This is a genomic window from Endozoicomonas acroporae (assembly GCF_002864045.1).
Taxonomy (GTDB): Bacteria; Pseudomonadota; Gammaproteobacteria; order Pseudomonadales; family Endozoicomonadaceae; genus Endozoicomonas; species Endozoicomonas acroporae.
Genome location: NZ_PJPV01000169.1, coordinates 14475 through 33882 on the forward strand (window position 1 = coordinate 14475; position 19408 = coordinate 33882).

A 19408-nucleotide genomic window follows, 5' to 3' on the forward strand; every position below is an offset into this window, starting at 1 on the left:
GTGACCGGAGTTGCAACGCCGCAGAGTGACTGCCCACTTAGTCAGAAATATATGATTTCATTTGGTTAACTACTTTGTAGTGCTATCACTGTTCCGGGGCAGTGATACAATCACAATGGGGCGGTTGATTCAGGTTCGCACGATGTGTGAGGGAGTCAGACCGCCGCCAATGGCCAGCAGATAGCCCGGTTGGTCATCGTTTTCAGCAATGGTTCCTGCCGCTGTCCAGTGTAAGGAAAATCTTTTGCAGCACATAATACGCATAGCCGCTATCTGGATTTAGACATATTATACTGCGCCTATCTTCTTCCTCTTCTCTTGAACAGGCCATTATCGTGCCACATCGAGCCCATCTGTTGTCACTGAAGCTTTGCCATGCCCTGAGTCAGGCCTGCATTGCCGACAAGTACACTGGCAAACGTTTTGCCAGCGACCTGCTGGCGGGACTAACCGTCGGAATTATTGCCATCCCATTATCCATGGCGCTGGCCATTGCCAGTGGTGTTGCGCCACAGTACGGTCTTTATACGGCGATCATCAGCGGATTTATTATCGCCTTGCTGGGCGGGTCCCGTTACAGCATATCCGGCCCCACCGCTGCCTTTGTGGTGCTGTTATTTCCTATTGCCGAAAAATTCGGTCTTGCTGGCTTGCTGCTGGCAACGGTTATGTCAGGCATTATTCTGGTGCTGATGGCTCTCATGCGCCTTGGACGTCTGATTCAGTATATACCGGAGTCGATCACACTGGGATTTACTGCCGGTATCGGTGTTGTGATTGCCACACTGCAGCTGAAAGATTTCTTTGGTATGACCATCAGTGCCATGCCTGAGCACTATTGGGAAAAAGTAACAGTTCTGGTCAATGGATTGGGCAGCACCCATTGGCCAAGCTTGCTGATTGCCATCGTGACACTGGCCGTGATGTTGTTGTGGCCCCGGTTAAGGTTGCCCATTCCCGCTCATTTACCGGCGGTGATTATTGGCAGTTTACTCGCTCTGATAATGGGCCATTATGGTTTCGATGTTGAAACGATTGGTAGCCGATTCCAGTATCTGCTACCTGATGGCTCCATGGGTATGGGGATTCCTCCGGTCCTTCCCGAGTTTGCCTGGCCATGGATGCAGGCGGGTGTCGATGGTCAGCCATCCGGTATCAGCTGGTCACTGGTTCAGGCCCTGCTTCCTTCCGCTTTTGCCATTGCCATGCTCGGGGCTATCGAATCGCTGTTGTGTGCCGTCGTGCTGGATGGCATGACGGGTAAACGACACAGTGCAAACAGTGAGCTGTTAGGGCAGGGCATTGGTAACATGGTTGCGCCATTCTTTGGCGGGATTCCTGCCACTGCCGCCATTGCCCGTTCAGCTGCGAATGTCAAGGCCGGGGCACAGAGCCCGGTAGCAGGGATGGTTCATGCCCTGGTTGTGCTGCTGGCGCTGGTAGCACTGACCGGTATTCTTGCCTGTATTCCCATGTCTGCGATGGCTGCTTTGCTGCTGGTGGTTGCCTGGAACATGAGCGAAGCGCCTAAAGCGGTGCACCTGTTGAAAACGGCTCCGCGCAGTGATGTGCTGGTTTTTCTGGTCTGCTTTTTCCTGACGGTTGTCTTTGATATGGTCATTGCCATCAGCGTTGGTGTGGTACTGGCCGCATTGCTGTTTATGAAAGAAGTCGCTGAGATGATCCAGGTCAGGGATATCACCAGGGACAAACGCTATGTGGACACGCCAGTAGCGCCAACGACGGCCGTCCTGCGCATCGAGGGACCGCTGTTTTTTGCCGCTGCTGATCATGTTTTTGGAGAGATCAGTCGTTTAAGCCAGGATAAACATGCGATTATTTTACAGATGGAAAATGTCTATCTGCTGGATGCGGGCGGTCTCTCGGCCCTCACGCGATTGATTGAACAGTGCAGGAAGCACCATACCCGGCTATTGATCAGTGAATTACAGTTCCAGCCATTAAAAAACCTGGCCCGGGCCGGCGTTGAGCCTGTAGAAGGCGTGGTGAAATTTTATCCTTCATTGAATGATGCGTTGTTGGACGTGTGTCGGCCGGTAAAAAAAAAGCGTTAAAAAAAGGCATCCGTCTGGATGCCTTTTCTGTGATGTTTTCAATCAGTCATCAGGCCTTGCTGGGAGTGTACATGGCCTCAATCTCTTTCTTAAATCGCTTCATAATAATTTTACGACGCAGTTTCAGGGTTGGCGTGATCTCACCCAGCTCGATGGAGAACTCTTTGGGCAGCAGCGTAAATTTCTTCACCTGTTCAAATTTAGCCAGCCCTTGCTGGATTTTATTGACCCGCTCCTGAATCAGTTCCTGAATACTGCTGTGCTGAATCAGTTCCCTGTGGTTCTGGTATTTCAGGTTCAGCGCCTTGGCGTGTTCTTCCAGAGCTTCAAAGGCAGGAACAATCAATGCCGTTACGTAGTGTCTGGCATCGGCAATAATGGCAATCTGTTCGATAAAGCGGTCTTTGGTCAGCGTGCCTTCGATGTATTGTGGTGCGATGTATTTACCGTTGGAGGTCTTCATCAACTCCTTGATGCGTTCGGTCATACGCAGCGCACCGTTCTCATCAATCAGACCGGCATCGCCGGTGTGCAGCCAGCCGTCCGCAGTAAAGGTTTTTGTGGTTTCTTCCGGCTTTTTGTAATAGCCGCGCATGACGTTGTCGCCTTTAACCTGAATTTCACCTTCTGCACCGATGCGCACCTGTATGCCCGGTAAAGGAATACCACAGGAACCAAATTCAAATTCAGTATCACGGAAACAGGTCACGGTTGCCACGGTTTCCGTCATGCCGTAACCCACTTTCACATCAATACCGATGGCATGGAAGAAACGGTTGATGTCGTCATCAAGACGAGCGCCGCCACAGGGCATAAACCGGATGTTACCGCCCAGGCCCGCACGAATTTTGCTGAACACCATTTTGTCGGCGATACGGTTGAGCTTCTGCAGATAAACAGGTGCCTCAACACCTTTGCGGCGGTACTCCATATAGGCGTTGCCAATGGTAACCGCAGTATTAAAAATCATACGACGAATAAAGGGTGCTGTGGCAACTTTCCCGTGAATGGTCGTATAGACTTTTTCAAAGAACCTGGGAACGACACAAAGCACCGTCGGCTTAACGGTTTTCAGCGCCTCGCTGACCTGATGGGGCTCTTTGAGGTAGACATTGGTAACGCCACGGGCAAGGGCGTAAAAACTCCAGGCACGCTCAAAAATATGGCTCAGCGGCAGGAAGCACAGTGAGGTATCCAGGCTGTCCAGGTGGATGATCTGGTCATGGCCACGGAAGCTGGCTGCCATATTGGCATAGTCCAGCATAACGCCTTTGGGCTCACCCGTGGTGCCTGAGGTATAGATCAGGGTAAAGAGGTCTTCCATGCAACGGGAATTCAGCCTTTCTTTAAGAATGGCCGGTTCAACACCGTGCTGGATAAAGTCGTCAAAGTAGATAGCCTGCGGGCAGCTGCTAATATCAACCGAGCGGTCAAAGATAACTATGGTCTTTAATGTGGATGACCGGGCCAGTAACTCAAGTGCACTTTGGTATTGTGCCTGTTCACCCACAAACAGCAGACTGGCTTCTGTCTCATCCAGAATGTATTTGACCTGCTCGGTGGTGCTGGTGGGGTACAGCGGTACGGTAACCAGTCGAGCCTGAAGGCAGGCCAGGTCGGCTACGGTCCACTGAGGCATGTTCTGGGACCAGATGCCCACTTTCGCCTGTACCTGCAGGTTTTGCTTTAACAGTGCGCGGGAAGCCTGATCAATCTTTTTGCTGAGCTGATGCCAGCTGACTTCCTGCCACTGGTGAGCATTCTGATCAGCGTTTTGAGTGACGAAGCGCATGGCGATATGTTCCGGGTTGCGCTGGGCACGATCACGGATCTGGCTGATCAGGTGCATATTCAAGGGGGAGTTCATCGGCACGGAACGTATTCTCAACAGCTGGATGAAATGTAGACAACAAGAAAGCAAATGTTACAGGATGGCTTGGAAGACCAAAATTGATCCAGATCATTTTTGGTGAAATTCTGAGCGGGAAAATGTAACGGTTAGTAACGATAATTGCTGGATGTAAACAAAACCGCCATTTGTGTCAGATAAATGTAGATTATACCATCATTGAGTCTGCAAAATCTGTTTTTATATGCGTTTATTGGCCAGAGCGTTGTGCTCAGCACAGCTGATGATGAGCCATTACCTAATGGACTAATGAATTATTATGATTCCCTCAGAATATAACTTGTTCCACTGTGAACCTGCATCCTCAGGTACCGGGATTAACAAGTCTGAAACACATGACACGCTTTTACAAAGCCAACAGGATCCAGCTCACGCTACGGTGACTGATAGCATTTCCAGGCGCACTGTAGAGCCCAAATTCGCTAATAATTACCTTGCTTCTTCCGGTTTCAGTTCTGCTTTTTTTGATACCGGGTCTCAGGAATACCTTCTCCTGGTAAAAGCCATCGGTGTTATGGAAAAAGGACCGGCGTTTAATGAAGATAAGCTGGGTCCTGTTTCCAGGAAAAAAATGACCGTTGCCCAACTGAGAAAAAAGAAGAGGGAATTAAAAGCTGAAGATGATAAAAAGTTGAGCGAGCTGGAGTATCTTACAGTGCGAATCTTATATGCAATCAATACTGGAAAAGAAATAAGGCAGCAGGATATTGCTTGTTTTCTTGAGATATTGTCTGATTTTTACAGTTCTCAATATTTTATGCAATGTATGTTTTTCATTATTCATAAAGTGTTAAGTGATCAGGGTGCTGAAACAAATATGTTATTACCCGAAGTCGTAAAGAATCAGTGTGGAGGCATTATTGAGCTGATCTACAAAATTGTACTTAGCAGGGATGATGTGGGGCTTGTATCAAAGTTTTGGTACGTAGGGTGGGATCTTTATTATGTGTTTAATATTATCGCCTGCTGCGTGAATTTGGATGGCAGTGAGCGTTGTGCTCCATTCTTTAGCCCTGAGCTACCTGTGAAGTTGGCATTGAAATGTTTGCAGCAAATGCCTGATGTAACTGAACAGGAAAAACAATTTCTGGAAATGAAAAAGAAGCGCGGTGATGATGAATCAGATATTCATACTTTACAATTCAGTTTGCTGGCAGGAAAAGATGTTGACTTGGAAATGCTGATTTCCCGTGTAAAAAATGGTTGTCAGAGATATCAGCAAACGGGTTTGAGTGATATGAAAAAATATACCGAGTATCTTGGGCTGTTGCAGTTTTTGTTTTCCGCAACAGTGTGCGCTTTGGAAAGATCCGGGGAAGATGCTCGCAAATTGTTTGACTGTTACGATTGCTTTTCCTATCTACAGCCTTCCGCAGACGTATTGAAACAATATATGCTGGCCAGGTGCGAAGAAAAATCCGGTGCTATTGAGGCAGCAAGCCGAATTTACCAGTCTTTGGTCAGCGGGGAAAGTCAGGTACCCGTATACGAAGAATGGATTACCTGTCTGGAAACGCTGGGCGATAACGGTGCAATTGTTCAGGGCTGCATAAGTGCTGCTGACTATTACAGAGCCAAAGATATTAAATGGCGGGAGGAGTACTATGAGCACAAGGCTGCCGACTATATGCTGGTTATGGCAAACATGGATGATATTGATGTCAGCTCCATGCAGCCTGATGTTGAACCACAATCTAAAGCCGCCAGCAGTAAAAAGCAGAAAGTTAATCGAAAAAACAAAGCTAAACCGGGGGGCGAACATCATGCAACGCCTTCCCGTTCTTCCCAACCTGCTGAAACAACAGAATCTGTTCAATCCTGTCCAGCTGCCCGAGCTTACCCGTCAATAAAAGCCAGAAAGGACACGGCTCATGCTGTACCTTCAGAGCCCGGAAGCGCGAAAAATGGGCGGGATTACTGGCGAGAGTTGAATGCGCTGTTTGTGGATTATTATCACCTTCCTCACCGATACCGGGATACCGTCGAGAGCTTTTCCCGGGAAGCCTGTCAATGTTTCCCAAATGATATATGGGTTCTTCATTCTGCCGGTTGGGGATTTCATCTTATTGGCAATGAAATAAAAGCCGCTGAGTTGCTATTGAAAGGTTTGCGTCACTCTCTGGGCCGTTTCCCTGAGGTCAAAAGTTTTATACCGGTTAATATTTATGGCAATTTCGAACAGGGTCTGGATAGACTTAAAGCGCATCCTGAGATAACACCCGGTTCATCCGCAGGTCTCAATGTGGCTGCTTATTTAAGCTCTCTGGCGTATGTGTATCGAAATCTTAATAAACATTGCGATGAGCAGATGCGCTCTTTGGCTAATTGGCTGAACCCTTCCAGGGATGTTCGCAAAAAAGAAAAACAACGCGTGTCTTTCGCGGCAAAGGTGAATGTGATTCCTGCAGAAGTTGACCAGGTTACCAGAAGGTTTATGGCTTTTGGCCATGGTTGTCAGGAGTAAATCCCTCAGCCCTTCCAGAAAGCAGGCGTAAAAAGTACCAGGACGGTAATAACCTCAAGCCTGCCCAGCAGCATGCCGGCACTTAATAGCCACTTGGCGGCATCCGGTAGAGAACTGAAGTTTCCTGCCGGGCCAATGACGGCTCCCAGACCGGGACCGACATTGGCAACCGCTGTCGTGGCTCCGGAAAGACTGGTGATGGGGTCGAGATCGCAGAGGGACAGTAACAGGCTCATTAAAGCAATCAACAGGATGAAGAAGAAACTGAAACCGATTAACGAACGGAGTATGTCACTGCTGATTTGCTGGCCGTTATAGGTTTGTACAAAACAGGCCCTGGGATGAACCAGTTGCTTTAACTGAATGTTCAGAAGCTTGCCGCCAATTTGAAACCGGAAAATTTTGATGCCTCCTGCAGTTGACCCTGAACAACCGCCCACCAATAACAGGAAGAAAAAAGTGAGGTTGGCAAGACCACCCCACAGGGTATAGTCACCGTAGGCAAAGCCGGTGGTGGTGATGGTTGACGTGGTATTAAATGAGACCAGGGTGAGTGACTGGGGAAAGGTGTAGTCAGAGTGGCAGCATAACCAGACGCTCAGAACCAGCCAGACTATCAGTAGAAAACCGATAAAGACCTGTACCTGGGTATCCTGGTAAAAGCAGTTAACGTCACCCCGCATACAGCGAACAAAAAGAACAAAAGGGAGGCTGGCAAGTATCATGAAAATGGTGCTGGTCCAGATAATAAACGGGTTTTTAAATAACCCCATGGAAGCATCTGAGGTGGAATATCCGCCGGTTGAGACTGTGGTCATGGCATGGTTTATGGCCTCAAAGCCGGTCATACCGCCCAGGAAATAAAGGTACGCGCAGATAGCCGTCATGATCAGATAGACAGTAACGATACCCTTGGCAATGCTGCCTGAACGGGGCATGGCTTTCTCGGACCAGTCAGAAGATTCGCTCTGGAACAACCTCATACCACCCACTTTGAGAAAGGGCAGAACGGCAACCGCCATCACAATAAAACCGATGCCGCCAAACCATTGCAGCAGTGACCGCCAGATCAGCACACTGGGGGACATCTGATCCAGACCAGACAATATGGTGGATCCGGTGGTGGTAATACCTGACATGGTTTCAAAAAAGGCATCGGTGAAACTGACGGGAAGTTTGAACCAGAAGGGCAGTGCTGCAAAAGTGCATACTGCCACCCAGCAGAGTGTGGTCAGTACAAAGACCTGCCTGGGCTTCATATTGAAGTGTTCTGGTTTGAAATTGATGGTCAGGGCTGCGCCGCTAATCAGCGTAATGGCCGCAGCGGCGACAAATTCCCAGATATTCGACTCACCGGTCAGCAGATCATAGATGACCGGAATCAGCATAAACTTGGCCAACGCTGTCAGGAACAGGCCAATCACATAGAATACCGGACGGTGCTTCATTACTTTTCAATGGCATTTACTGAGGAATAAAAAAGTTGGTACACGTCGTTTTGAAGGGAAGTCAGATGCTTTGGGTGATCGCATCTGACTTAAAGAAGTTTAGAAGGTGAGAGCATTATTACAACTTAATCAGTGTTCTGCCGGTGACTTGTCCATTAGTGATGGCCTCTGCCAGTTCAGGCACGGCATCCAGTGACACTTCTTTGGCCGCGTCGCTGTAGAAAGACTCTGGCAGCAGCTCAACAATACGGTTCCATGCCTGCGTACGTTTTTCAATCGGGCACATGACCGAGTCAACACCCAGAAGCTTAACGCTTCTGAGAATAAAAGGCATAACCGTGGTTGGCAGATCAAACCCACCGGCCAGGCCGCAGGCGGCAACAGCCCCCTGGTAATCAACCTGTGCCAGTAACTTGGCCAGAACCTTGCTGCCGACGCTGTCAATGGCACCTGCCCAGAGCTGTTTTTCCAGCGGACGTGCGGGTTCAAGCAATTCGGCACGATCAATCACCCGGTCTGCCCCGATGGCCTTCAACCAGTCACTGTTTTCCGGGCGACCGGAAGCGGCAACCACCTGGTAACCCAGCTGATCCAGCAGCGTTATGGCAACACTGCCAACACCACCGCTGGCACCAGTGACCAGAATCTCACCTTTCTCAGGAGTAATACCTGCGTCTTGCAGCGCCATGACACACAGCATGGCCGTCAGGCCAGCAGTACCGATAATCATGGCCTTGCGGCTGTCCAGTCCAGCAGGCATGGAAACCAGGTAGTTAGCAGGCACGCTGGCTTTCTCGGCCATACCACCCCAGTGGTTCTCACCGACACCCCAGCCAGTGAGGATAACCGAATCACCGGGCTGATACCGGTCATCACTTGAGGAAATGACCTGACCCGCGTAGTCGATACCCGGAACCATCGGAAAATCACGGATAATTTTTCCCTTTCCGGTGATGGCCAGGCCATCCTTGTAATTCAGTGATGAATAGTCAACAGCAACAATAACATCCCCGGCGGGCAGGGTGGATTCATCCAGTTGTTCTATGGAAACGACAGTGTTGTTGTCCTGCTGGTTCAGTACTAGCGCCTTGAACATAAACGATAATCTCTAAAAAGGTCAGGGCGTAAACTATACTCCTGCAACTGGCAGGTGGCGAGGATTGATTATTGCTGCTTTTATCCTGATTCAATTGGAAAGGTCACATTTTTTACCCGGGCAGCTATGAATGCATTAAGAAGTTCGTTTCCTTGTTTCCCGTCTTCCGCTGTTGCTTCTGAGAATAACCATGTCACTGGTCAGAAGGTTCGGGTGAAGGTACTTGTGGTTGGCGCTGGCCCTATCGGCCTTTTTGCCATGCAGCAACTGGAAGGGCTGCAGTTTTACCATAACGAAAGACTGTGTACTGACAGTAATAAAAATTCAGTTCTCGATCGGAAAGTGCTGGTTCATGATATGTCTCCCCAGGGCCATAATGCCAATAGGGTAAAAATACTATCGGGGCAGAAGTTCGCATCTCTGTATGATAAAGAAACTAACCGCTATGAACCTTGCCTGGAATGGCATTTCAATAGTGAGCAAAAAGTGGACTGGATGATGTGCTCGGACGAACCCGTGGGAGGGAGTTGGAATACTTATCTGCCATCACAGCAGACATTGAGCGATTATCGTGAGATGGGATTGCCTGACTATCCCATTGAACAATGTGATGTACGCAAAATTCCCTTGCCACCTCCGCCAGATCCTTGCCAGCGGGTGGTGACCGACGGTGAATCTCTGCTCAAGTATTACCAGGACTATGGAAAAAAAATATTGACGGAATCCCGGGCAGTTCGGGGGCGAGTGGTCAGTGCAACTCAGGCCGGTTCAGTCTGGCAAAGTGGTCTTTTCTGGGAAGTCGTCGTTCGGGGAGCGGCTGGGCAGGAGACCTTGATCCAGTGTGATTATTTATTGCTGGCGATCGGCAAGAAAAAGCCAAACTGGTTAAATATCATCGGGGAACAGGATAATCCCCATGTCTCTCATTGGACCCATGATGCCTGTCGGGCGATGGATAAATTAGCACCAGGCAGTAAAGTTTTAGTGGTTGGCAACAGTTTTTCAGCCTGTGATACGATCTATGAGGCCTGGCAAAAAGGCATGAAAGTTATCCATCTGCTGCCTGCCAAAATTAAAGAAGAAGCCGTAAGTGTGAAAAACCAGCCGGGTAAACGGGGAAGGCATCCGGTGATCCAGCATCTGAATCATAAAAGATCAGGGCGCCATTTCTCGGTGGCAGAGGCAATGGCATGGCCTGAAAAATATCAAAGCGCTTATGAACAGGGATTGAACTGCAGGCTGGCTGGCATTGAAAACCAACGGGTGTGTCATATTGTTCAGGAATTGGCAGGGACGGAGGCACAGCACTTCCAGTTAGAATTTGATCATATTGCTCTGTTGACCGGGGTAAAAGTGGATTATTCCTTCTTTCCTGATACTTTAAAGCCTTCTCTGACTCAAAGTAATGGATATCTGGATCTTTGTCCTGAGACGATGGAAAGTAAAGTCTGTCAGAATTTATTTTGTATTGGCTTCAGCGCCGGTGAGTCATTTTTAAGCCACTCGTTGGGTCATGCCGTGGCGGCCGTTGAAACCATCAGGAAGAGGGAACAGGATAAGAAGGCGCAAATGATGAAACGTGATGAGGTGGTTCCCATGGAATGGGATTAAGGATGAGCATCAACATTTTGGGTGGTCACTGAACAGTGCAAACCCACTGCTGCCTCGCCGCATCGGTCAGCAGCTGCTGACAATGGATATTGCCATTTATTATGGCCACTTGCAGGGGAGGATCGCCACAATCATCGGCCATATTGAGATCCGCGCCCCGGTCAATCAGTAGCTGCAGGTTCCCGGTATGGCCGCTCTGGGCCGCCAGGTGCAGTGGTGTACGGCCAAACTTATCGGTCGCATTGAGATTCGCCCCCTGGTCCAACAGTAGTTGCAGGACTGGCGTATGGCCAAGCCAGGCAGCCAGGTGCAGCGCGGTCTTGCCAGTCTTATCGGTTACATTGATTTCTTTTACCTTGTCCATCAGCAGTTGCACGATCCCGGCCTGGCCTTGCCAGGCGGCCAGGTGCAGCGCTGTCCTGCCAGACTCATCGGTTGCATTGAGCTTCCCATCCAATACCATCAGCTTTTTCAAGACCTCGGTACGACCCCACCAGGCGGCCAGATGCAGCGGTGTTTTGCCGGATTCGTCTGTGGCCCAGAGTTTCGCCCCGCAGGCTATCAGCAGATTCACGTTATCAATATGGCCTTGTATCGTGGCGAGATGCAGCGGCGTCATCCCGTTCTTATCGGTACTGTGGATATCCGCATGGTGAGCGATTAACAGTTGCACCACCTCGAGACGCCCCCAGTCAGCGGCCCGGTGCAATGGGGTTTGGCCAGAGATATCTTTGCTTTCCAGATCCGCCCCATGGTCTATCAGGTACAGCATCTTCTCCCTATTTCCCATGAAAGCGCTATAAACGACGGCATGGTGCAGAGGTGTGCACAGGGACTCATTAACGGCATTCACGTTCGCCTGGTGGGTAATCAGCAGTTGCAAGCACTCTATGCTACCTTCCGAGGGGCTCAGGGCAGAGTGGTGCAGAAGCGTCTTGCTGGACTGGTCAGCGGCATTGATGGCCACCCTGTTATCCTGCAGAAGCTGTCGCAGGTTATTGATGTAGCTTTTTTTCGCAGCCAGGTGCAGAGGGGTGAGACCCTCATCGTCGGCAACCATCGGGTCTGCACCGTAATCCAACAGCAGCTCCAGAAACTCACCATTATTATTTTCGACGGCCAGATACAGGGGGGTAGAGCCGGTATTGTCCCTGCAATCAAGTTCCGGCCCATGCTGCAGCAACTCCCTCAGGCACTGGTCATGGCCTCCGGCAGTGGCCAGGTGCAGGGCCGTTTTGCCCTGGTGGTCGGCGGCATTGATATCGGCAGAATACTTGAGCAGAAGTTGCGTGAGTTCCGCCTGGCCTGCCTTGACAGCAACCTGTAACAGCCGGACACCCTGACCGGTCACGGCTTCACGAAAATCTTGCCGGGCAATGCCGGGTTCCTGCGCCAATAGTGTCTTGAACGTGTCCATATCCCCTCGGCAAGCTTGTCGGCAGGCACAAAGTGCCAGGGGTTCGCAATAGGGTGAGGTTTCAATTTTCCGGGCCCCGGCCAGACGCTCCAACGGCACTGCCGGTTTCCTGAAGGGCGGACATTGACAACAGTTGCGTTCTGCAATTTCATGTTCACGGCCCGGCCTGCATTCCAGGATTTCAGCAATGCACCCCAGGTGAACGGTGCGCCCGCAGCAATTAGTCCTGACCAGAGAGCGCCCGTCGAAATCACCGGTTGCTGAAGCATCGATGGTGTCTGCTGGACTGGTTTGCTGCGAGCAGTACAGGGAGCATGGGCCGATAGTATTCATAGTGGTGTTTCCTGACTTTTCAGTTATCAGCACACTAAGGCATTAATGTTCAAGCTATTCTCAGCCAGCTTATTCTAGGCATAAACCCGTCAACCAGTTCGCAAAAGTAGTAAAACTCTTTAATAAGACGCTTCTGAATGAGCAATCTGGGTGTCCTTTGATTCCAGAAAGTTATCAAAACCAGAAAAAAGATGAATTTGAGTAATTTTCTATGAGCGACTAGGATAGGCATTTTTAGGGATAAGCTGAAATTTTTGATAAAAATACCAGGGTTTGTTGACGTATCGTTGCGGGCCTATCGGGAAGCGCAGTCTGGTTCACATTAAAGTGTCATGTGCGCGAATGAAATCGTAATAAAACTGCACATAAATCAAACAAAAAACAGTCTTTTTCTGTTTATTGCCGCAATGAGGGTGGTTCAATGGCTGGCCAGGCTTTCGATGTGAAAAGCAGGGGTAAAACGCTTTATGACAAGTTGTGGGATGCCCACCTTGTGCTTCAGCGTGACGATGGATCCGCGTTGATTTATATCGACCGGCAGCTGCTCCATGAGGTGACATCACCACAGGCTTTTGAGGGGCTGAAGCTGGCTGGTCGCCAGCCATGGCGGCTGGATGCCAACCTCGCCACACCTGATCACAATGTACCCACTACGTTGAATGAACGCCAGCACGGTATTGAAGGGATTGCCGATCCGGTCTCGAAAATCCAGGTCAAGACGCTGGATGACAACTGTGATCATTTTGGTATCACCCAGTTTGATATGCAGGATCAGCGCCAGGGCATTGTCCATGTGGTTGGCCCGGAGCAGGGCGCGACTCTGCCCGGCATGACCGTTGTCTGCGGTGACTCGCACACCTCAACCCACGGCGCTTTTGGTGCACTGGCCCACGGTATCGGAACCTCGGAAGTTGAGCATGTGCTGGCGACCCAGTGTCTTGTGGCCAAGAAGATGAAGAACATGCTGGTTCGGGTTGATGGTTCCCTGGGCACCGGAGTCACCTCGAAAGATGTGATCCTCGCCATTATCGGCCGCATCGGTACAGCGGGGGGGACCGGCTTTGCCATCGAGTTTGGGGGCTCCGTCATTCGTAATATGACCATGGAAGGGCGCATGACGCTCTGTAATATGGCCATTGAAGCCGGAGCCCGGGCGGGCATGGTGGCGGTTGACCAGACCACCATTGACTATGTGCAGGGCAGGCCGTTTGCTCCGGTGGGAGAACAGTGGCAACAGGCGGTCAAGGTTTGGGAAACCCTTCATTCAGACAGTGATGCAGTGTTTGATCAAATCGTTGTGCTCAATGGCGATGAGATAAAGCCACAGGTCAGCTGGGGAACCTCCCCGGAGATGGTGTTGCCGGTGGATGCCCGGGTACCTTCCCCGGAGGATGCGCCGGATGAAACCCGTAAAGAGGGCTACGCCCGTGCCCTGGAGTATATGGGATTAACCGCTGGCCAGAAGATTACCGACATTCCTGTTGATCGGGTGTTTATCGGCTCCTGTACCAATTCGCGCATTGAGGACTTGCGTGAGGCGGCAGCTGTCGTAAAGGGCAAGCAGGTGGCTGACACGGTTAAAGAGGCTCTTGTGGTGCCGGGCTCGGGTCTGGTCAAGGCCCAGGCGGAGGCAGAAGGGCTGGATAAGGTGTTTCTGGCCGCTGGCCTTGAGTGGCGTGAGCCTGGGTGTTCCATGTGTCTGGCCATGAATGCCGACAAGCTTGGGCAGGGCGAGCACTGTGCATCTACCTCTAACCGGAATTTTGAAGGTCGCCAGGGCTTTGGCGGGCGAACCCATCTGGTCAGTCCGGCCATGGCCGCTGCGGCGGCCATTGCGGGCCATTTTGTCGATGTCCGTCATCAGACATCCGTAGTGTAAGGGGAGAATCATGCAGGCTTTTACCGTTCATCAGGGTTTAGTGGCTCCCCTGGATCGTGCCAATGTGGATACGGACATGATCATCCCCAAGCAGTTTCTCAAGTCCATCAAACGCACCGGCTTTGGCGTCAATCTGTTTGATGAACTTCGCTATCAGGACGAAGGTTATCCGGGGCAGGATTGCACCAAACGTCCACTGAATCCAGAGTTTGTCCTGAATCAGCCCCGTTACCAGGGCGTGTCCATCCTGCTGGCCAGGCAGAATTTTGGCTGTGGTTCCAGCCGGGAACACGCCCCCTGGGCCCTGGATGATTTTGGTTTCCGCTGTGTGATCGCGCCGGGCTTTGCGGATATCTTTTACAACAACTGCTTTAAAAACGGCATTCTCCCCATCACTCTGTCGGACGAGGTGGTAGAGCAGTTGTTCAAGGAAGTGGAAGCGAATGAAGGGTATCAGCTGACGGTGGATCTCCAGCGCGAAGTGGTGGTTAAGCCTGGTGGCACAGAGTTGCCATTCAGCATTGATGCATTTCGTCGTCACTGCCTGGTCAACGGTCTGGATGATATTGGCCTGACCTTGCAGGATGCGGATCAGATCCGCCATTTCGAACAGCGTTATAAAGCAGATAACCCCTGGCTGTTCGCCAGAAAAAATAATTAACAGCGGAGCTTTTCATGAGCAAGCAGATGTTATGTCTTCCAGGTGATGGCATCGGCCCTGAGATTATGGCTGAGGCCCTGAAAGCACTGGATGCGGCCAAACTGCGTTTTGGGCTCGATATTGAAATCAGTCATGGTCTGGTGGGCGGTGCGGCCATTGATCAATATGGTGTTCCGCTGAGTGATGAAACCCTGGCGCTGGCCAGGAACGCCGATGCGATCCTGTTCGGTTCGGTGGGTGGTCCGAAGTGGGATGATCAACCCATGGCGAACCGTCCTGAAAAAGGGCTGTTGCAACTTCGCGCTGAACTGGACCTTTTTGCCAACCTTCGTCCGGCCATTCTTTTCCCGCAACTGGCCGAAGCTTCCAGTTTGAAGCCTGAGCTGGTGGCTGGTCTGGATATTCTTATTGTGCGGGAGCTGACCGGGGGTATCTATTTTGGTGAGCCCCGTGGCGTCCGTACCCTGGGAAATGGCGAACGGGAAGGCTATAACACCTACGTTTATCGGGAGTCTGAAATCCGTCGTATCGCCAAGGTGGCTTTTGAGGCAGCCCGGAAGCGCGGTGGACGACTCTGTTCGGTGGACAAGTCCAACGTGCTTGAAGTGACCGGTCTATGGCGGGAGGTGGTTATTGCCGAGTCTGCCGGTTACAACGATGTTGAGCTGAGCCATATGTACGTTGATAATGCCGCCATGCAGCTGGTTCGGGCTCCGAAACAGTTTGATGTGATGGTGACCGGTAATATGTTCGGTGACATCCTCAGCGACTGTGCGGCAATGTTGACCGGCTCGATTGGTATGTTGCCATCAGCCTCCCTGAACGAAAAGAACCAGGGAATGTATGAGCCGGTGCATGGTTCGGCACCGGATATCGCCGGGGAGAACAAGGCGAACCCTCTGGCGCAGATTTTGTCGCTGGCGATGTTGCTTCGCTATTCATTGGCTGATGGCTCTTCATTGGCTGATGGCTCCTCATTGGCCGAAGTTGCCGCAGCGGATGCCATTGAAAAAGCGGTCAGCGATGTTCTGGATAAAGGCTATCGTACCTGGGATATCGCCTCTGAAGGTTGTCAGTTGGTGGGCACCGCTGCAATGGGTGATGCGGTTGTTGACTGTTTGTTAAATGCATAACAAATATATAATGTTGGCGGCTTCTGTTGTCTGTTTTGAGCAGGGGCCGTTTTTTCGGGGGAGCGCAGTATGAAAAAAGTAGGTTTTGTTGGCTGGCGAGGCATGGTGGGCTCCGTATTAATGGAGCGTATGCAGGAAGAAAACGACTTTGCCCGTTTACAGGGCCAGGGTGTCGAGCCGGTCTTCTTCACCACCTCGCAACTGGGTCAGCCCGGACCCGATGTTGGTGTGCCTGTGGGCGCCCTTCAGAATGCCCATGATATAGACGCTCTCAGAGAAATGGACGTTATTATTTCCTGCCAGGGTGGCGATTATACCGGCAAAGTCTTCCGGCCATTGCGTGACAGTGGCTGGCAGGGATACTGGATTGATGCCGCTTCCTCTCTGCGGATGAACGACGATGCTGTGATTATTCTTGATCCCGTCAACCGTGCTGTGATTGACCGTGCGCTGAATGACGGTGTTAAAAATTTTATCGGTGGTAACTGCACGGTTTCCCTGATGTTGATGGCCATCGGCGGGCTCTTTCAGCACAATGCCGTGGAGTGGGTCAGTGCCATGACCTATCAGGCAGCCAGTGGTGCCGGTGCCAGAAACATGCGTGAGCTGATCAGCCAGATGGGCTCTATCCAGGGCAATGTTGCTGCCGAGCTGGCTGACCCGGCCAGTGCCATTCTGGATATTGATCGTAAGACCTCTTCCTTATTAAGAAGTGCTGATCTTCCGCAGAGTGAGTTTGGTGTGCCACTGGCAGGCAGCCTGATTCCTTACATTGATAAAGAGCTGGAGAATGGCCAGAGCCGCGAAGAGTGGAAGGCTCAGTCTGAGACCAACAAGATTCTCGGGCTCCAGGCTGCACCGGTTCCTGTGGATGGTATCTGTGTTCGCATTGGTGCCATGCGCTGTCACAGTCAGGCATTGACCATCAAACTGCGTAACGATATTCCCATGGCGGATATTGAGGCGATGATTGCCGGTGCCAATGACTGGGTATCCGTGGTTCCAAACCACCGGGAAGAGACCATGCATCAGTTGACACCCGCAGCGGTCACTGGTCGTCTGGATATTCCGGTGGGCCGCCTGCGTAAATTGAATATGGGACCTGACTATCTGACGGCATTTACTGTGGGTGATCAGCTGTTGTGGGGAGCGGCAGAACCACTGCGTCGTATGTTGACCATATTGCTCTGAGTGTCTGCTCTTGTATTGAAATAGCGTTCTATAGACAACAGAGGTTTCATACTAGTACATGGTTTCAATGAGTTTGACGTGTTCGATCTCCGTTCAACCTGAGCGGAGTCGAAGGGGGCTTGGCACGATCTATCAGAGTCCGGAGTTTCCGCCCTTCGACAGGCTCAGGACGAACGGAGTGCTGAGGCACGACAACCCATCAAACTCATTGAAACCATGTACTAAAAGACATGAAGCATTCCCGTTACGTAACTGTTCGCTGAAACCTTATTGACCCTTGATTACCAAGGGCTACAAGCACCTGTACTTAAGTTCAATATGGCCGCAGCCCCTGGTAATCGCGAACATTGGATGGGATCACCAAACAGTTACCCCGTTACTTCGTGTCTTACTGCCTCTGTATAAATAATCAGAAAAAATGAATTATGTTAACGGAACAACAGCTAACAGACTTTGCCAGCAACTTTGTCAAAGTCATTCCCCACTGCCTGCATTTGAATATGTCATTGGTCAAAGCGGATCGTAACGGCATTGAACTGGAAATGCCCTACGACAACCGGCTGATAGGGAACCCGGAAACCGGCGTTATTCACTCTGGTGCCATTACCACCCTGATGGACTCCTGTTGCGGCATTTCCGTGTACACCCGTATGGAGCAGCTGGAAGCCTGCCCGACACTGGATCTGCGTATTGACCATATGACCACCGCTCAGCCCGGTAAGCCGGTCCGGGCATTTGCCGAGGCTTATCATATAACCCGTTCCATGGTTTTTACCCGCGGTGTTGCCTACCAGGAACACCGTGATCAACCCATTGCCCATGCCGTAGGCACCTTTATGCGAATAGGACAACACTCCATGAAGCCAGTGCAGGAGCATATGCAATGAAGGACCAGATCGAACAACCGCCCGGGGGCATTTCAAACTTTCCAGGGGAACGGCCTGAAACTGCTTGCCTGATATCAACGCCCTGTATAAAGTCGATGGTTTTTTATCATTTATGTGGTGCTGGCTGACACAAGGTCAACGATGCCCATACTTTCTCTGGCTTGCGGGGCCTTTTATCCATGAACCGAACATACAATATTGCTATTTACGCTGCCGACACACTGGCTGGTGAAACTCTGGTTCGGCAACTGGAAGAATCACTGTTTGATGGTAAGCCGCTACCGGTAATGAGCCTTTATCCGCTCGTGGAGTCTGCACAGGCTTCAGGTTCCGTTGAGTTTCATGGCGAAACACTGGAATTTATTCCCGCTGATGAAGCCGACTTTTCCGCCACTGATTTTCTGGTGATGCCCGCCGGGTGTCAGCGAAATGCCCAGTTGATGACCCGGGCAGTTGAGAGTGGCTGTGTTATTATTGATGCGGCAAAGGGGGCTGCATCCCAGGGTTATACCGTGCCGGTGATGGTTGACTTGAACAGGCATTTTATCGAAGAGGCGATAGATAACCGTTACTTTGCCGTACCCGGATCTGCTGTTGCCTGCTTACTCCCTCTGCTGCAAAAGCTGCACCAACGGTTTACTCTCAGCCGGATCAATCTGGTGGTTATGCAGCCGGTGGCGGCCCTTGGTAAAAAGGGTGTCGATGCCCTGCGTAGGCAAACCATTGAGCTGCTGAATGGCAAGCCGACAGAGCATGGTGATTTTTCCGCTCGCCTGGCCTATAACCTGATTCCGGAAGTTGATGCCGAAGAGGGTGAGAAAATCGGCAATGAAGCCGATATGCGCAATGAGCTGCTGGTGGCTTTGGGAGAGGAGTTGGACATCCGTGTGACCTGCATCACAGCCCCGGTATTTTTCGGTGACAGTTATGTTGTTGATCTGGATACTGTCCAACCGGTTGATTTTCAGGAAATACAGTCTTTACTATCAGAACTCCCTGAAATAGTAGCGGCTGATGACCTTGGCATGCCTACCCTTGAAGACGCTGCGGGAAGTGATCAGTTGCATATTGGCAAACTCCGGCAGCAATCAGATTATGCAACCGACTTGAGTTTCTGGATGGTGGCCGATAGCTTCAAGAGAAGTGCTGTTCATGCTGTTGAATTGATTGGGTTATTGATAAAAGACTTTGCTAAGTGATAACTTAGTTTAACTGCTTGGGGTTCCTCGCTGTATCGAGAAAGGGGGGCTGCTTTCTTTACAGCTGAAGGCAGAAGGGGCTCAAACAGTCTACGCATAAAACAA

At 50.9% G+C, this 19408-nt stretch carries 13 protein-coding genes; 9 read left to right on the forward strand and 4 right to left on the reverse strand.

Going from position 1 to position 19408, the window contains the following annotated elements; all coding sequences use genetic code 11:
- The first annotated feature begins 335 nt into the window (after positions 1-335).
- Positions 336-2075: a C4-dicarboxylic acid transporter DauA gene (gene dauA / locus CX664_RS22325; protein WP_101748861.1), complete on the forward strand. Its 1740-nt coding sequence runs from the start codon at positions 336-338 to the stop codon at positions 2073-2075.
- A gap of 49 nt (positions 2076-2124) precedes the next feature.
- Here the strand turns inward: dauA and CX664_RS22330 are convergent, their stop codons facing one another.
- A complete protein-coding gene (locus tag CX664_RS22330; protein WP_101748862.1) occupies positions 2125-3942 on the reverse strand; it encodes an AMP-dependent synthetase/ligase in 1818 nt (605 codons plus the stop codon).
- A gap of 301 nt (positions 3943-4243) precedes the next feature.
- On the opposite strand from CX664_RS22330, the gene CX664_RS26655 reads away from it, so the two are divergent.
- Complete coding sequence (locus tag CX664_RS26655) at positions 4244-6448, forward strand: hypothetical protein (RefSeq protein WP_163372820.1); 2205 nt, start codon at positions 4244-4246, stop codon at positions 6446-6448.
- A gap of 5 nt (positions 6449-6453) precedes the next feature.
- Here the strand turns inward: CX664_RS26655 and CX664_RS22340 are convergent, their stop codons facing one another.
- Together CX664_RS22340 and acuI are read right to left on the reverse strand one after the other, a co-directional pair.
- Positions 6454-7896: a TrkH family potassium uptake protein gene (locus tag CX664_RS22340; protein ID WP_101748864.1), complete on the reverse strand. Its 1443-nt coding sequence runs from the start codon at positions 7894-7896 to the stop codon at positions 6454-6456.
- Positions 7897-8014: 118 nt separating this feature from the next.
- A complete protein-coding gene (gene acuI / locus CX664_RS22345) occupies positions 8015-8992 on the reverse strand; it encodes an acrylyl-CoA reductase (NADPH) (protein ID WP_101748865.1) in 978 nt (325 codons plus the stop codon).
- Positions 8993-9205: 213 nt separating this feature from the next.
- Here acuI and CX664_RS22350 point away from each other — a divergent pair, with 213 nt between their 5' ends.
- Positions 9206-10603, forward strand: a complete 1398-nt coding sequence (locus CX664_RS22350) for an NAD(P)-binding domain-containing protein (RefSeq protein ID WP_180966590.1) — start codon at positions 9206-9208, stop codon at positions 10601-10603.
- Between the two features lie 25 nt (positions 10604-10628).
- On the opposite strand, the gene CX664_RS22355 is transcribed toward CX664_RS22350, so the two are convergent.
- Positions 10629-12353 (reverse strand): ankyrin repeat domain-containing protein, encoded by a 1725-nt coding sequence (locus CX664_RS22355; RefSeq protein ID WP_101748867.1) that lies wholly within the window; start codon positions 12351-12353, stop codon positions 10629-10631.
- Between the two features lie 421 nt (positions 12354-12774).
- On the opposite strand from CX664_RS22355, the gene leuC reads away from it, so the two are divergent.
- The 6 genes from leuC to CX664_RS22390 all read left to right on the forward strand — a co-directional run bounded on the left by leuC (position 12775) and on the right by CX664_RS22390 (position 19303).
- Complete coding sequence (gene leuC / locus CX664_RS22365; RefSeq protein WP_101748869.1) at positions 12775-14232, forward strand: 3-isopropylmalate dehydratase large subunit; 1458 nt, start codon at positions 12775-12777, stop codon at positions 14230-14232.
- Between the two features lie 10 nt (positions 14233-14242).
- Complete coding sequence (gene leuD, locus CX664_RS22370; protein ID WP_101748870.1) at positions 14243-14893, forward strand: 3-isopropylmalate dehydratase small subunit; 651 nt, start codon at positions 14243-14245, stop codon at positions 14891-14893.
- Between the two features lie 14 nt (positions 14894-14907).
- Positions 14908-16026 (forward strand): 3-isopropylmalate dehydrogenase, encoded by a 1119-nt coding sequence (gene leuB, locus CX664_RS22375; protein ID WP_101748871.1) that lies wholly within the window; start codon positions 14908-14910, stop codon positions 16024-16026.
- A gap of 69 nt (positions 16027-16095) precedes the next feature.
- Entirely contained in the window at positions 16096-17217 is a 1122-nt protein-coding gene (gene asd / locus CX664_RS22380; RefSeq protein WP_101748872.1) for an aspartate-semialdehyde dehydrogenase, read from the forward strand.
- A 425-nt stretch (positions 17218-17642) separates the two neighbouring features.
- Entirely contained in the window at positions 17643-18104 is a 462-nt protein-coding gene (locus CX664_RS22385) for a PaaI family thioesterase (RefSeq protein WP_101748873.1), read from the forward strand.
- 179 nt (positions 18105-18283) lie between these two features.
- Positions 18284-19303 (forward strand): Asd/ArgC dimerization domain-containing protein, encoded by a 1020-nt coding sequence (locus CX664_RS22390; protein WP_101748874.1) that lies wholly within the window; start codon positions 18284-18286, stop codon positions 19301-19303.
- The last annotated feature ends 105 nt before the right edge of the window (positions 19304-19408 follow it).

What these genes read in the sequence shown, in the direction of transcription:
- CX664_RS22330 (WP_101748862.1), bottom strand. Translation starts at nt 3,942, where the DNA reads ATGAACTCCCCCTTGAATATGCACCTGATCAGCCAGATCCGTGATCGT.
- CX664_RS26655 (WP_163372820.1), top strand. Translation starts at nt 4,244, where the DNA reads ATGATTCCCTCAGAATATAACTTGTTCCACTGTGAACCTGCATCCTCA.
- CX664_RS22340 (WP_101748864.1), bottom strand. Translation starts at nt 7,896, where the DNA reads ATGAAGCACCGTCCGGTATTCTATGTGATTGGCCTGTTCCTGACAGCG.
- acuI (WP_101748865.1), bottom strand. Translation starts at nt 8,992, where the DNA reads ATGTTCAAGGCGCTAGTACTGAACCAGCAGGACAACAACACTGTCGTT.
- CX664_RS22355 (WP_101748867.1), bottom strand. Translation starts at nt 12,353, where the DNA reads ATGAATACTATCGGCCCATGCTCCCTGTACTGCTCGCAGCAAACCAGT.
- leuC (WP_101748869.1), top strand. Translation starts at nt 12,775, where the DNA reads ATGGCTGGCCAGGCTTTCGATGTGAAAAGCAGGGGTAAAACGCTTTAT.
- leuD (WP_101748870.1), top strand. Translation starts at nt 14,243, where the DNA reads ATGCAGGCTTTTACCGTTCATCAGGGTTTAGTGGCTCCCCTGGATCGT.
- leuB (WP_101748871.1), top strand. Translation starts at nt 14,908, where the DNA reads ATGAGCAAGCAGATGTTATGTCTTCCAGGTGATGGCATCGGCCCTGAG.
- asd (WP_101748872.1), top strand. Translation starts at nt 16,096, where the DNA reads ATGAAAAAAGTAGGTTTTGTTGGCTGGCGAGGCATGGTGGGCTCCGTA.
- CX664_RS22385 (WP_101748873.1), top strand. Translation starts at nt 17,643, where the DNA reads ATGTTAACGGAACAACAGCTAACAGACTTTGCCAGCAACTTTGTCAAA.
- CX664_RS22390 (WP_101748874.1), top strand. Translation starts at nt 18,284, where the DNA reads ATGAACCGAACATACAATATTGCTATTTACGCTGCCGACACACTGGCT.